Origin of the sequence: Candidatus Poriferisodalis sp., assembly GCF_965219595.1 — a bacterium.
Lineage (GTDB): Bacteria > Actinomycetota > Acidimicrobiia > Acidimicrobiales > Poriferisodalaceae > Poriferisodalis.
In genome coordinates this window covers 2,183,366-2,196,685 of record NZ_OZ244781.1, presented here as the reverse complement: position 1 = coordinate 2,196,685, position 13,320 = coordinate 2,183,366, and the positions used below count along the sequence as shown (strand labels likewise).

11 protein-coding genes are annotated in these 13,320 nt (G+C 66.6%); 3 read left to right on the top strand and 8 right to left on the bottom strand.

Annotated features, from left to right (window positions below; all coding sequences use genetic code 11):
* Positions 1–22: 22 nt before the first annotated feature.
* The gene (locus ACOQPE_RS09810; RefSeq protein WP_420608739.1) at positions 23–796 is read right to left on the bottom strand and encodes a helical backbone metal receptor; all 774 of its coding nucleotides are present in this window, start codon (positions 794–796) and stop codon (positions 23–25) included.
* A 45-nt stretch (positions 797–841) separates the two neighbouring features.
* Here ACOQPE_RS09810 and ACOQPE_RS09805 point away from each other — a divergent pair, with 45 nt between their 5' ends.
* Positions 842–2,737 carry an ATP-dependent helicase gene (locus ACOQPE_RS09805; protein WP_420608738.1) on the top strand — a complete coding sequence of 632 codons (1,896 nt, stop codon included), beginning with the start codon at positions 842–844 and terminating at the stop codon, positions 2,735–2,737.
* Between the two features lie 5 nt (positions 2,738–2,742).
* Here ACOQPE_RS09805 and ACOQPE_RS09800 read toward each other — a convergent pair whose 3' ends face one another.
* From ACOQPE_RS09800 to ACOQPE_RS09790, 3 genes are read right to left on the bottom strand one after another with little or no spacing between them, the layout of a single operon-like run.
* Entirely contained in the window at positions 2,743–3,516 is a 774-nt protein-coding gene (locus ACOQPE_RS09800; protein ID WP_420608737.1) for an exodeoxyribonuclease III, read from the bottom strand.
* Positions 3,517–3,539: 23 nt separating this feature from the next.
* Positions 3,540–5,234, bottom strand: coding sequence for an energy-dependent translational throttle protein EttA (gene ettA / locus ACOQPE_RS09795; protein ID WP_420608736.1), 1,695 nt, complete (start codon positions 5,232–5,234; stop codon positions 3,540–3,542).
* A gap of 35 nt (positions 5,235–5,269) precedes the next feature.
* Positions 5,270–5,983 carry an HAD-IA family hydrolase gene (locus ACOQPE_RS09790; protein WP_420608735.1) on the bottom strand — a complete coding sequence of 238 codons (714 nt, stop codon included), beginning with the start codon at positions 5,981–5,983 and terminating at the stop codon, positions 5,270–5,272.
* A 152-nt stretch (positions 5,984–6,135) separates the two neighbouring features.
* Between ACOQPE_RS09790 and ACOQPE_RS09785 the strand changes: the two genes are divergently transcribed.
* On the top strand, positions 6,136–6,414 hold the full coding sequence (locus ACOQPE_RS09785; RefSeq protein ID WP_420608734.1) for a hypothetical protein: 279 nt from the start codon (positions 6,136–6,138) through the stop codon (positions 6,412–6,414).
* Between the two features lie 37 nt (positions 6,415–6,451).
* Here ACOQPE_RS09785 and ACOQPE_RS09780 read toward each other — a convergent pair whose 3' ends face one another.
* The 4 genes from ACOQPE_RS09780 to ACOQPE_RS09765 form a co-directional block, all read right to left on the bottom strand.
* On the bottom strand, positions 6,452–7,174 hold the full coding sequence (locus ACOQPE_RS09780) for an amino acid ABC transporter ATP-binding protein (RefSeq protein ID WP_420611380.1): 723 nt from the start codon (positions 7,172–7,174) through the stop codon (positions 6,452–6,454).
* Between the two features lie 165 nt (positions 7,175–7,339).
* Entirely contained in the window at positions 7,340–9,361 is a 2,022-nt protein-coding gene (locus tag ACOQPE_RS09775; protein WP_420608733.1) for an ABC transporter permease subunit, read from the bottom strand.
* A 1-nt stretch (position 9,362) separates the two neighbouring features.
* Positions 9,363–10,907 (bottom strand): amino acid ABC transporter permease, encoded by a 1,545-nt coding sequence (locus ACOQPE_RS09770; RefSeq protein ID WP_420608732.1) that lies wholly within the window; start codon positions 10,905–10,907, stop codon positions 9,363–9,365.
* 189 nt (positions 10,908–11,096) lie between these two features.
* Positions 11,097–12,266 carry an amino acid ABC transporter substrate-binding protein gene (locus ACOQPE_RS09765; RefSeq protein WP_420608731.1) on the bottom strand — a complete coding sequence of 390 codons (1,170 nt, stop codon included), beginning with the start codon at positions 12,264–12,266 and terminating at the stop codon, positions 11,097–11,099.
* 218 nt (positions 12,267–12,484) lie between these two features.
* Here ACOQPE_RS09765 and ACOQPE_RS09760 point away from each other — a divergent pair, with 218 nt between their 5' ends.
* Positions 12,485–13,252: a 3'(2'),5'-bisphosphate nucleotidase CysQ gene (locus ACOQPE_RS09760; RefSeq protein ID WP_420608730.1), complete on the top strand. Its 768-nt coding sequence runs from the start codon at positions 12,485–12,487 to the stop codon at positions 13,250–13,252.
* Positions 13,253–13,320: the final 68 nt, after the last annotated feature.

Genomic DNA, 13,320 nt, shown 5'->3' with positions numbered 1-13,320 from the left:
GGCGGTTGATCCGCGGGCAACGCTACTGCGCGCTGGCACGAGCCTCCCCGGCCGGGTTTGCTGACGGTGCCGGTACCCCCAGCGCTCGCGCAATGCCGTTCGCAACGCGCCGGACGGCGGCGGGCGTGCGTGTCCCCCACCAGAACAGGTCCTGGCCGTCGATGAGATGGACCGGGCCATACGCGTCGAGCTCGTCGAGATTGCGGCGGTGCCACTCGTACGGTTCGGTGGGAGCGAGGACCAGATCGATTGGCTCGCTGCGCAGATCCTCCTCACTCAGGGTGGGGTATGGCTCAGCCCGGTCGGCGAACGCCACCTGCACGCCGCAGTACTCCAGCAGGGAAACTCCGTATGTGGCGGCGCCGACGGTCATGTACGGCCGTCGCCAGATCGGCACGAACACGCGCACGGGCTGCTCTCCCCCGCCTCCGCCGCCGGGCCGACGCAGTGGCGGCAGCTCCGAGCGCTCCGGCAGCGGTTCTGGCAGCCAGCCGACGCCGACTCGGCTGGCCAGCCGAGCCAGTTCCGGCACCACATGGTCTAGCGACGCGATGTGCAGCGCCTCGACCTCGATGCCGCGGGCGATCAGCGCGTCATGGTCCTCTTTGCGGTTCTCTTCTCGATCTGCGACCACGAGGTCGGGTCGCAGCTCGGCGATGGCCTCGATGTTGGGGTTCTTAGTGCCGCCGACATGTTCGAGATCGGGTCGCTCGCAGAAGCGAGTGCACGCGATCGGGTCTGCGCCCCATGCAGCCAGCGTCTCCGTGACGCTCGGAACGAGGCTGATGACTCGCACCGACAGCAGACTAACGAAGGTCCAGGTTCGGTCTAGGTTCGCCCCGTGAGCGATGCGGCGCCCGCAACCGATCCGGGTGAGGCTCTCCCGCCCGACGACGGACTCGATTCCGCCCAGCGTGCCGCGGTCCGCTCCCCAGCTGCGGCGCTGTTAGTGGTGGCCGGCCCGGGAAGCGGCAAGACCCGTGTGCTCACGCAACGAATCGCGTGGCGAGCCGCCACCGAGTCGATGCAGGCACAGCACGCCGTGGCAGTGACATTCACTCGCCGCGCGGCACGGCAACTCTGGTCGAGGCTCCGGGAACTGGACATCCACGACATGGGTCCGATCGGCACGTTTCACTCGATCGCCCTTGCCCACGTGCGGCAGCACGACGCAGACCGCGGCCGGGCAGTGCGCAAGATCCTGCCGAACCGAGCGACGCTCAGCGGCGAGCTCTCGGAGCACCTCCAGCATGCCTACGGTGCGAGGCCGCCGATCACCGTCGCCAGGGCGCTGCGCGAGATCGACTGGGCGAAGGCGAACGATCTGTCGGTTGCCGACTACCGCGACGGACCGGCGCTGCGGCGGCTCGGGCCCGCCGCCGCGGAGGCGGCAGCTGAGCTCTACGACCGCTTCGAACGCCTCAAGTCGCGCCGCCGGCTGCTCGATTTCGACGATCTGCTCGCCGAATGCACGCGCCTGATGCGTGCCGACGAGCACTTCGCTGCCGCGCGGCGCTGGCTGCACCGGCACTTCTTCGTCGACGAGTTCCAGGATCTCAACCGGCTGCAGTGGAACTTGCTGCAGGAGTGGATCGGAGGTGCCGAAGCGGTGCACAGCGGCGGCGCCGACATCTGCGCCGTCGGCGATGCCGACCAGGCGATCTACGGATGGAACGGTGCCGACAGCCGGTATATCGCCGAGTTCGAGCGCCGTTTCGCAGGGGCGCAGGTCGTCCGGCTCGAGCTCAACTACCGCAGCCACCCCTCGCTGGTCACCGCCGCGCAGGCCGTCATGAACGCCGACTCCGAGCCGGTCGCTACAAACATCGGCAGAACGGCACAGTCGCCGGCACGACCTCACGAGACCGGTCCCTCGCCAACCGTGACGGCGTTCGACGATGCTGTGGCAGAAGCCGCCGGCATCGCCAGATGGATCGCCGATCGTCATGTCGGCGGCGTGCGCTGGGATTCGTTCGGAGTCCTCGCCCGCACGAATGCCCAACTCTCTGACATCACCGCCGTGCTCGACGCTCGCGGCATCCCCTGTCGCCTCAGCGGGCAGCGAAGCCCGTTCCTGCAACTGCCCGCCACCCGGCAGGTGCTGGAGCGCCTCCGCACGACCGGTGATCGGTTCTCGACAGCAGTCTCCGACATGCGAGCTGACGTGCAGGATGCCGGGCCAGGCGATGCATCCGAGCCAGCGCTGGCGCGAGTGCTCGACCTCGCCGACGCCTATCTCACCGAGATGTCCCGTACATCGGGCCGCACGTTCAGTCGCAGCGGCCCTACCGGAGAGGGCTTCGCCACGTGGGTCGGCTTGCTGTCGGCCAGCGACCGCGAACTCACCGCAGACCTGTTCGACAGCGACCGCTCGGGCGTCCGTTTCGATATGCGAGACGGAGCAGTGACACTGGCGACGTTTCATGCGGCGAAGGGCCTGCAGTGGCATCACGTCGTGATCGCCGGTGTGGAGGAGGGCCTGGTGCCACTGCGCCGCGATGATCCCGAGGAACGGCGGCTGTTCTACGTCGCAGTCTCGCGGGCCGCCCGCACGCTGCATCTCACCTGGGCACGGCACCGATCTGGGTCTGGCGCGGCAGACGGGTCTCGCAACCCCTCACCTTGGTTGGCACAGATCGCAGCCGCCACCGCCGAGCCCCCACCGCTGTCACCAGACGACGCTGCCTCCCGGCTCGCCGCCGCCCGAGCCGTTCTCGACAACTCAAGCGAGCGCTGAGCGGATCAGATCGCGAGATCAGCGAATACCGGCGTGTGGTCCGAGGGCTTGGTGCCCTTGCGAGCGTTGCGGTCGATGAGGCAGAACTGCGTGGCCGCGACCACTGGCTCGGTGCCCAGCAGCAGATCAATGCGCAGGCCGTGACGCTTGTAGAACGCGCCGTCCCTGTAATCCCACCAGCTGTACAAGCCGTCGGCGTCGTAGTGCTCGCGAAAGATGTCGGCCAGCCCCCAATCGCACACCTCGGCGATGGCATCTCGCTCAGGATCGGTGACGTGCGTGCGCGGCTCGGGGTTGTCGGGGTCCCACACGTCCCGGTCGTCGGGGCACACGTTGAAGTCGCCGCCGACCAACACCGGCTCGGCCGGATCGGACGTGGCCTCGAGGTGGGCACGCAGCCGTGCAAGCCAGTCCAGCTTGTAGCGGTAGTGCTCATGGTCGACCGCACGGCCGTTGGGCACATAGACCGAGCTCACCGTGACACCGCCGCAACGGGCCGAGATGATGCGAGCGTCCGGATCGGGCTCACGGCCGTCGGCGAAGCCAGCGACGGGATCGTCGATGCCAACGCTCGACAGAATGGCCACGCCGTTCCAGCGGCCTTCGCCGTGATGCACCGAGGCATAGCCCTGCGCCTCGAAGTGCAGGTGCGGGAACTGCTCGTCGGACATCTTCGTTTCTTGCAGCAGCAGCACGTCCGGCTCGGCATAGTCGAGCCACTCGTCGACCCGTTCCAGCCTGGCGTTCAGACTGTTGACATTCCACGTGGCAATCCGCACCGGTTCGACGCTAACTGCAGAAATCAGCGGGCGAGCGGCTTGTAGGTGATGCGAGTCGGGCCTGCATCGGCGCCCAGCTCGCGCTTGCGGAAGGCCTCATAGTCGGTGAAGTTGCCTTCGAACCATCGCACCACGCTGTCGCCTTCGAAGGCCAGCACATGGGTCGCGATCCGGTCCAAGAACCAGCGGTCATGGCTGATGACCACGGCGCAGCCGCCGAACGACTCCAAGGCGGCCTCGAGCGCACGCAGCGTGTCCACGTCGAGGTCGTTGGTGGGCTCGTCGAGCAACAGCACGTTGCATCCGCTGGTCAGCGTCCTGGCCAAGTGCACCCGGTTGCGCTCGCCGCCTGCAAGGTCGCCCACGCGCTTCTGCTGATCCGAGCCGGTGAAGTTGAACGATGCGACGAATGCCCGGCCGTTCACCTCGCGGGCACCGTCCAAGCCAGTGATGCGCAGCGTGTCGTGCCCACCGGTGATCTCCTCGTAGACCGTGCGGTCGGGATCCAGCACCGCCCGTGACTGGTCCACATACGCAATGTCGACCGTCTCGCCGATGGTGATGCTGCCCGCATCGGGCCGCTCGTCGCCGACCAGCAGCCGGAACAGCGTGGTCTTGCCGGCACCGTTCGCGCCGACCACCCCGACGATGCCGCCCGGCGGCAGCCGGAACGCGAGATCGTCGAACAGCAGCTTGTCGCCGTAGGCCTTGACGAGACCCTCGGCATCGATGACCTGCGAGCCGAGACGCCGTGACATCGGGATCGTGATCTGCAGCGCATCTGCTCGGCGCTGCTCATCCGCAGCATTGCGATGCGTCGCCAGCAGTTCCTCGTACGCGCTGACGCGTGCCCTGCTCTTCGCTTGCCGGGCCCGCGGCGACATGCGCACCCACTCCAGTTCCTGGGCCAGCGTGCGGGCTCGGGCGTCGGACTGCCGCTGCTGCGAGACCAGCCGTGCGTTGCGGTACTCGAGCCACGCGCTGTAGTTGCCTTCGAACGGATGCGTGCGGCCGTGATCGATCTCGAGAATCCAGCCGGCGACGTTGTCCAGGAAGTAGCGATCGTGGGTGATGGCCACGACTGTCCCTGAATAGTCGGCCAGGAACCGCTCGAGCCATGAGACCGATTCCGCATCGAGGTGATTTGTCGGCTCGTCGAGCAGCAGCAGGTCCGGGTGGGACAGCAGCAGGCGGCACAGCGCCACGCGCCGTCGCTCCCCTCCCGACAGCGTGGTCACGTCGGCATCGCCAGGCGGCAGACGCAGAGCGTCCATGGCGATGGCGACCTGGCGGTCCAGATCCCAGGCATTGGCCGCGGCGATCCGATCCTCCAGCTCTGCTTGGCGGGTGCCGAGCGCGTCGAAGTCAGCATCGGGCTCGGCCCAGCCGGCCATCACTTCCTCGTAGGCCGTCAGCAGGGCGGCAGTCTCGGCAACACCCGCCATCACGTTGCCCTCGACATCGAGCGCAACGTCGAGTTCGGGTTCCTGGGGCAGCAACCCCACCGACGCATCGGGCGCCAGCCTCGCGTCGCCGACATAGCCGTCGTCGAGGCCGGCCATGATGTGCAGCAGCGTGGACTTGCCCGAGCCGTTGTGGCCGATCACGCCGATCTTCGCACCCGGCAGGAACGCCAGCGTGACGTCGCGCAGAACCTCCCGGTCGGGCGGGTAAAAGCGCCCGAGCTTGTGCAGCGTGTAGATGAACCCTGACTCCATCAGTGCATCGCCATCAGCACGTCACGGGCAGACGGTCATCGCAGCTCGAAGCCGACGAGTGCTTCCAGCTCGCGCAGGGCCTCGTCGGGATCGGTCACCTTGATGGCTGCCATGCCCATTGCTGCAGCCGGCTTGCAGTTGATGCCGAGGTCGTCGAGGTATGCCGTGCGGGCCGGGTCGATGCCGAGCCGGTCACAGGCCAGCTCGTAGATCCGCGGATCGGGCTTGCGCAGGCCCACTACCGACGACTCGATCACCACGCCGAACAGCTTCATCACCTCGGCGATCGCCGCGGCCGTGGTGGCATCCCGGGACATGCCGGCGCCGTGGCCCGTTCTCACGTTGTTGGTGATGCAGCCCACCGGCAGGCGCGCGGCGAGAATCTCCAGCGCACGCACCATCCGCGGGCGCAGCCCGCCGCTGAGGCACGCCAGTACCTGCGCGCCCGATATCTCGTGTCCCCGGTCGGCAGCCTCTGCCTCGAACAGCTCAGCGAACTCGTCGACGCTGACCTCGCTGCGCTCCAGTCGCGCCCACGCATTGGTGTCGGGATTGGTGGCATTGATCTGCCGGATCGTGTCGCGCGGCACGCCGATGCGATCCTCGTAGCGGTTGAACGCTTCGAATGGACTCTCGGTGATGACACCGCCGAAGTCGAACAGCACGGCATTCACGGTCGCCGAAGCAGATGGGCTGATGCCTCCGGTGCGAGGCGATGGATCGGCTGTGCTGGCGGCGCCGCTGGACACGGACCGGCACGCTATCCACGACTCGGCCGGTCGTCACGATAACGCGCACATCGCGCGATTATCGGGCGACAATTCGCGCGTGACGCGCATGAATTCGCGCTTATCGCGCGAATATCCACCTAGAGCGCGCGAGCGTTCGCTAGGGTCCCGCCATGGCTACGGACACTTCGGCGTCGTCATCGGAGACCGCAACGCAGACCACCGCACCCAAACGCAAGCGGTGGAAGAGCAGGGCAGTGTCGCGCACCGTGGACGCTGGCAATTCGGCCTACTGCGCCGTCTGCGATGAGCTCATCAAGTTCCGGGCGCGCATCCGTGCAGAGCAGATCATCTGCAACGTCTACGTGAAGAACCGTTGGGATCGCGTCGAGCACTACCACCCGGAGTGCTACGAGGAAGCCGGCGCCCCCTACGGCGAACCCAAGGGCTAGGTCGGGCGCCCGGCCGCTTGCGCAGCGGGCGCAATGGCTAGAGCACTTGGCTCAGGAACAGCTTGGTGCGCTCTTCTGCTGGCTCCGTGAAGAAGTGGTGAGGCGTGCCGACCTCCACGATCTCGCCCTCCTCCATGAAGATGATCCGATCGGCCACCTCACGTGCGAAGCCCATCTCGTGCGTCACGACCATCATGGTCATGCCCGAGCGCGCCAGCTCCTCCATCACGTCGAGCACTTCCTTGATCATCTCGGGATCGAGTGCCGAGGTGGGCTCGTCGAACAGCATGACGCGCGGTTCCATCGCCAGCGCCCGCGCGATCGCCACACGCTGTTGCTGACCGCCTGAGAGCTGGCCGGGGAACTTCTGCGCCTGTTCGGGAATGCCGACGCGCTCCAGCAGCGACTCGGCCAGTTCCTCTGCCTCGGGTCGCGACTTGCGGCGCACCCAGATCGGGGCCAGCGTGATGTTGTCCATCACCGTCAGGTGCGGGAACAGGTTGAACTGTTGGAAGACCATGCCCACCTCGGAACGGATCTTCTCGATGTTGCGCAGGTCGTTGGTCAGCTCGATGCCATCCACGATGATCTGACCGCTCTGGTGAGCCTCCAGCCGATTGATGCACCTGATCCAGGTGCTCTTGCCGGATCCGGAGGGCCCCAGCACAACGACGATCTCCTGCTCCTTGATCGTTGCAGTGATGCCGCTCAGGGCCTGGAAATCGCCGAACCATTTGTCGACGCCGCGGCACACGATCATGTCGTCGCGTGCGGCGAGCTCGTCGGACACCGCGATGGTGGCGTCACCGTGGGCCGGTTGCGTGCTCATGGTCGATTCCCCTTTTTCTGCGACACCGTTTCCCCGCTCTTGTTCGCTCCGCTCACGGGCCGCTCGGGCCACGGCTTCGCCTCCGGCCCTTCCCGCTCATCGCTGGCCCAATCCGACACGTTGTTCGAGCCGCTGGCTGTACTTCGACATCGCGAATGCCACCACCCAGTACACAGCCGAGACAAACAGCAGCCCCTCGCGCCGGACTCCGAGGAACTGTGACTGGTTCGGTATCACCGAATTGGCCATCCGCAGGAAGTCGAACAGCCCGATGATGGCCAGCAGCGAGGTCTCCTTGAACGTGGCAATCACCTGACCCACCAGCGGCGGGATGGACACCCGCAAAGACTGGGGCAGAACGATGAACCCGGTGCGCTGGGTGGTGGTCAGCCCGACGGCGTCAGCTGCTTCGTACTGGCCGCGGCGGATCGACTGCAACCCCCCACGCACGTTCTCGGCCAGATACGCCGCGGAGAACAGCGTGTACCCGAGGATTGCTGCAGCCAGCTCTGCCAGCTCCATTCCGTCGGGCAGGAACAGCGGCAGCACGACGGAGAAGAACAGCAGCAGCGTGATGAGCGGGACGCCGCGGATCACCTCGATATAGACCGTCGAGAGCACCCGGAAGATCGGCTGGCGAGATGTTCGGGCCAGTGCCAGCAGCACCCCGATCGGGAACGACAGCATGATCGTCAGCACCGAGACGAGCAGCGTGACGCTGAAGCCGCCGATGAACATGTCCGTCGGCGTCTCGACGGTTGACGGCGAATTGATGACGGTCGCGCCGTAGAAGACCACCAACACCGCGAAGAGCCACGCTCCCACAAGCTTCCGGCGCTGAGCGGCCACGCCAGCAAAGTTCGGCGCGAACAGCCCGGCGACTGCCAGCAGCAGGAAGCCGATGCGTGCAACCTGCAGCATTGAGTACCAGCCGAAGAACGCCGAGACCCAGTGGAACGCGGCCAGCAGCAGCAGGCCGATCGCCGCCAGGCGGCCGACCTCGCCGGCGTCGCTGCGCGTCAGCCACCACAGCACCGCCGAGCCCGCCGCGCCGAAGGCAAGCCCCATCGGCAGCATGGTCGAGAACACGTGGGCGTAGTCGATCTCGGGATCGCGCATGACGACCCAGTAGAGGAAGAAGGGGCTCAGCACCCATGCCAGGTTGACCGTCATTCGGGTCTTTGCCAGGGCGTCCCGAGGCAATTCCGGCGCTCCGTCGCCTTCGGCCCCGCTCTCGGACTCCTCGATGTCGTCACTGGCGTCGGCCGCCGCTTGCGCCGAGGCGATGGCGCGGTTGCGCGCGAGCCGGCCGATCCCGTAGCAGCCAAACAGCAGCAGCCACATGACCGTCCATGGCATCCTCGTGCTCATTGCCACGAGCTGTCCAGGTTCGGCGATGAACTCGCCGTCGGCGAATCCGTAGTGGCCATAGGGCATCACCCAGGTGGATGCCACCAGCAGTGCCGGCAGACCGAAGACGAGCCAGGCCACACCGATCTCGATAGTGCGACGGCTCAGATCATCGAAGAGCAGCCACAGCGCCAGACCGAGCCCGAACAGCACGAGCGCGATGACCCACCACACCCATCGATCTGCCATCGCAGCGGCGAAGGACTCGCGCACCAACTCGCCGGCGCTGTCGCGCATCGCCTCACCGGCTGCGTCGGTGAGCACGCTGGGCTCGCGTATCAGCACGCCGACGGCGACGAGTGCGCCCCCCGACACCAGCCAGCCCATCAATCGCTTCAGCGTCACGCCGCCCCAGCGGGCCCAGATGCCGGCACTCAGCCCAGCGAGCACCATGACGATCCCGACTGTCACCCACACGCGGACGTACTGATGCTCGGGATAGGCCTGGGTGAACAGGAGTCGCAGATTGGTGCGCACGGCAATCCACGAGCGCTCCTCGCTGAACATGAAGTTCAGCAAGCCGCGGTAGGCGAACAGCGCAACGAGGATCGCGAAGATCGTAAGAATCGAGTTGCGAGCGTTGGGGAAGAGGTTCTCGCGGATCCAGCGGCCGGGCGGCAGGCTCGGCCGGTCAGGCGGCCTCGCCGCGGGGCCGACCGGCTCGGCCGCTAGGGCGGTCGAAGCGGCGGGCAGCATCGGATCGGTCACCTCAACGCTCCACGATCCGCAGCCGGATATTGAAGAAGTTGACGACAGCGGAGATCGTCAGCGAGCAGGCGAGGTAGAACAACATCCACACCGCCATGACCTGCAGCGTCTTGCCGGTCTGGTTGTAGACGGTCTGGCCGATCTGAACGAGATCGCTGTAGCCCACGGCGATCGCAAGCGAGGTGTTCTTGGTGAGGTTCAGGTATTGATTGCCCACCGGCGGCAGGATCACCCGCAGCGCCTGGGGCAGGATCACCCGCCGCAGCGCCGTTGAGCGCCGCAGGCCCACAGCCTGTGCCGCCTCGCTCTGGCCCTTGGGCACGGCCAAGATGCCGCCGCGCACGATCTCGGCGATGAACGCCGCTGTGTAGAACACCACGCCGAAGTAGACGGCTGCAAATCCGATGGGCAGGTTCAGGCCGGCGGGCCCGTAGTTGGGGAAGTTGCCCGGCTGCACGATGTCGGGCCGCATCGCGTCGATCGGCGGACCGGTCCGGCCGTTTCCGAACTTGTCTGCGAGCACGCCAAGGCCGTCGCTCGAGGAGTTGACGATCCAACTCGACAGCCCGGGCCACAGCACGGCCACGAAGAGCACCACGATCACCGCAGCCGCGACTGCGAAAATCATGCGGAACCAATCGTCGTCGGTGAGCCGCGTGAGACCTGCCGGCGTGCGGTGCTGCGCGAGGAAGCGGCGTATCCACCACACCGCTACCCCTGCGGCGGCCAGCGCGGCGACGAGCTGCACCGCCCCCTGCGGGATCGAGCCGACCGCGTCCGACAGGCCGCCGAAGATGCTCCCCAACCAACCGAAGATGGGGTGCACCCACCACCCCACGATGGCGAAGGCTGCAACGATGCCGGTTGCCCACGCACCCGCATTGGTCTGTGTTCCGGTTTGCTCGCGTCTGATCGCCAGGCGCTTGAAGACGACGCGCGCGATGACACCGCCGATCAGCATCACGACGGCCCATTGGTAGAAGCCGTCGGCGACGAACGCGCGCGGTATCGACAGGCCCTTGTTCGACAGGTGAATCCAACCGGGGACCGGCCCCATGCCGAACGAGACGTTCGGCAGCGACGCCAGCACGGCGGCATACACCAGGATCTGCACCAGCAGCGGGATGTTCCGCAGCGCCTCCACATACACACCCGCGAGGCGTCGAAGCGGCCAGTTGGAGGACAACCGGGCCAAACCCACCAGCACGCCGACCACCGAGGCGAGCGCGATTCCCGCGGCCGCCATGCGAATGGTGTTGACCATGCCGACCCAGAGCGCCCGGCCGCCGGAGTCGGGGTTGGTGTCGATTCCCCAGCCGACCTTGATGCCGATGTGGTCGGAGATGAAGTCGAAGTCGATGTTCGCGCCGCGGGCTCGCAGGCTGTCCCCCGCCTCGGTGGCGAGGAACCACATTGCCGCCAAGACGAGAATGAGCGTGCCGACCTGCGCGATCCAGCGCACGACCGTCGCGTCCCGGTAGAACGGCGGACGGGTTCCCAGCGTGCTCAGGGAGGCGTCACGGTCCGGCGCTCGGGGGTCGCTCACCGAAGGTCACCCTACGCGACGAGGTCGCATGCATCGGGCTATTGCATCGGGTGCATTGAGTCATGCAGTGATCGGCTTCTTGCGCCGTAGCGCGCGACGGCCCCCGACCCGGTCGGGTCGGGGGCCGTGCCAGTTGCTGTTGATCACTCGCCAGCCGGACCGGGCGACGCCCAGCCGGCTGGCATGCGATTAGCGAGCAGGCGGTGCGTAGATGAGACCACCCGCTGTCCAGCGCGCGTTCGCCGAGCCGTCACGGCTCAGACCAACGGGGCCGAGGTTGCGGGTGTAGACCTCGTCATAGTTCCCGACCTGGCTGATCACGTTGTAGAACGCGTCGGCCGACAGACCCATCTTGGTCTGCAGCTCGCCCTCGCCGCCGAGCATGCGTACCGCCTCAGCGTCGAGGTCGCCGCTGCCCATCATCGAGTCGATGTTGGCCGAGGTGATGCCCTTCTCATCAGCGATGATCATGGCGTACACGGTCCAGTTCACGACGTCGCCGAAGTTCGACTGGTTCTGGATGTAGACCGGACCCAGCGGCTCCTTCGAGATCGGCGTCGGCGGGAAGATCACCCAGTTCTGGTCGCCCTCCTGCTTCACCTTGCGACCGACGAGCGCGGAGCCGTCGGTGGTCACCGCATCGCACGCACCCGAGATGAAGTTCTCGGTGACGATGTCGAAGTCTTCGAAGGTGGACAGTGTGATGTCGATGCCGGCTGCATTCGCAGCATCGGCAATGTTCTTCTCGGTGGTCGTGCCGGCGTTAGTGCACACCGTGGCGCCATCGAGATCCGACACTGTCGACGTGCCCGAGAAGCCGTCATCGACGCGAGCCATGAGCTGCTGGCCGTCGTAGTAGGTGGTCGGCCCGAAGTCGAGCACGAGGTCAGTGTCTCGGCTCTGAGTCCAGGTGGTGTTGCGCACCAGCAAGTCGATGTCGCCGGCCTCCAGCGCCGTGAAGCGCTCGGCCGCCGTCAGCGGCACGAAGTTGACCGCCCCGGCATCGCCCAGGATCGCTGCGGCTACTGCACGGCAGTAGTCAGCATCGAAGCCGGTCGTACTGCCATCAGGCTGCGTTTCCGAGAAGGCCACTGCTGAACCGCTGACGCCGCAGTTGAGCGTGCCGCGATCTTGGACCACCGCGAGCAGGTCGCCGGAGTCCTGCGTCATTTCGACTTCGGCTTCCGGTTCTTCGGCCGCTGCCTCTGCTTCGGTTGTCGCCGCCGGCTCGTCGCCATCAACGTCCTGATCGTCGCCATCGTCAGAGCCGCATGCCGCGGCCACCAACGCGATCGCCATCAGCACGCCGCCGAGTCGCAACGCAGACCGCCGAGAAATCGGCGCGAATCGTCTATTCATAGAGAACATTCCCTCCATCGGTTGTCCATGACGCAGGCGCGCGATGCGCGGTGTTGCACTCCGCCGCACCTGACGAACCGCGAGGCTACCCGTACGAATTTGCAGCCCCGACACCATGACCGAACATGCACGGTATTCAACGTCACGCATGCTGTCATGAACTGCGTCGAGCGCGCCGTGGGCGTGTCGCAGGCACGTGCAGAGGGCACACTTGATCGATGGCCCAACCCGACGACCACGCTCTTGCCGCGAGCGTGGCCACTGAGACCGGGGCACTGCTGGTGGAGGTCCGCGAGAGGCTCTTCAGCTCGGGGGCCGGGACCTGGGAAGTTCGTGACACGGGAGATTCCGAAGCCCACCGGCACATCGTGAACCGGCTGGCCGAAGCACGACCCGATGACGCCATCCTCTCTGAGGAAGGGCGCGACGATCTCGCTCGCTTGTCCGCGGACCGCGTCTGGATCGTGGATCCGCTGGATGGAACACGCGAGTACTCCGAACCCGGCCGGTCGGACTGGGCAGTGCATGTGGCTCTGGTCGAGAACGGTGTGCCCACTGCGGGCGCCGTGGCGCTGCCGGCGGTAGGGCAGACACTGTGCACCGACCCCGAGCCGCTCCTGCCGGCACCGCACAACGGGCAGCCGCGCCTCGTCGTGAGCAGGTCACGTCCCCCTGCGGCGGCGGTCATCATCGCCCAGGCGCTCGATGCAGAGCTGATGACGCTCGGCTCCGCAGGAGCCAAGGCCATGGCCGTGGTGCTCGGCATGGCTGACATCTACGCCCATTCGGGAGGCCAATTCGAATGGGACAACTGCGCGCCGGTCGCGGTAGCGCGTGCGGCTGGCCTGCACGCCAGCCGCTGCGACGGATCGGAACTCGAATACAACTTCGCCGACCCGTGGCTGCCGGATCTGCTGATCTGCCGCCCCGAACTCGCTGCCGACGCCCTCGAGGCGCTGCGGCAGGTGATCGAAGGCGAAGCCTGAGATCACCCGTCAAACACAGCATCGAAGGCGAAGCCTGAGATCACCAATGAGACACAGCATCGAAGGCG

What these genes read in the sequence shown, in the direction of transcription:
- ettA (WP_420608736.1), bottom strand. Translation starts at nt 5,234, where the DNA reads ATGGAGTCAGGGTTCATCTACACGCTGCACAAGCTCGGGCGCTTTTAC.
- ACOQPE_RS09785 (WP_420608734.1), top strand. Translation starts at nt 6,136, where the DNA reads ATGGCTACGGACACTTCGGCGTCGTCATCGGAGACCGCAACGCAGACC.
- ACOQPE_RS09780 (WP_420611380.1), bottom strand. Translation starts at nt 7,174, where the DNA reads ATGATCGTGTGCCGCGGCGTCGACAAATGGTTCGGCGATTTCCAGGCC.
- ACOQPE_RS09765 (WP_420608731.1), bottom strand. Translation starts at nt 12,266, where the DNA reads ATGAATAGACGATTCGCGCCGATTTCTCGGCGGTCTGCGTTGCGACTC.
- ACOQPE_RS09760 (WP_420608730.1), top strand. Translation starts at nt 12,485, where the DNA reads ATGGCCCAACCCGACGACCACGCTCTTGCCGCGAGCGTGGCCACTGAG.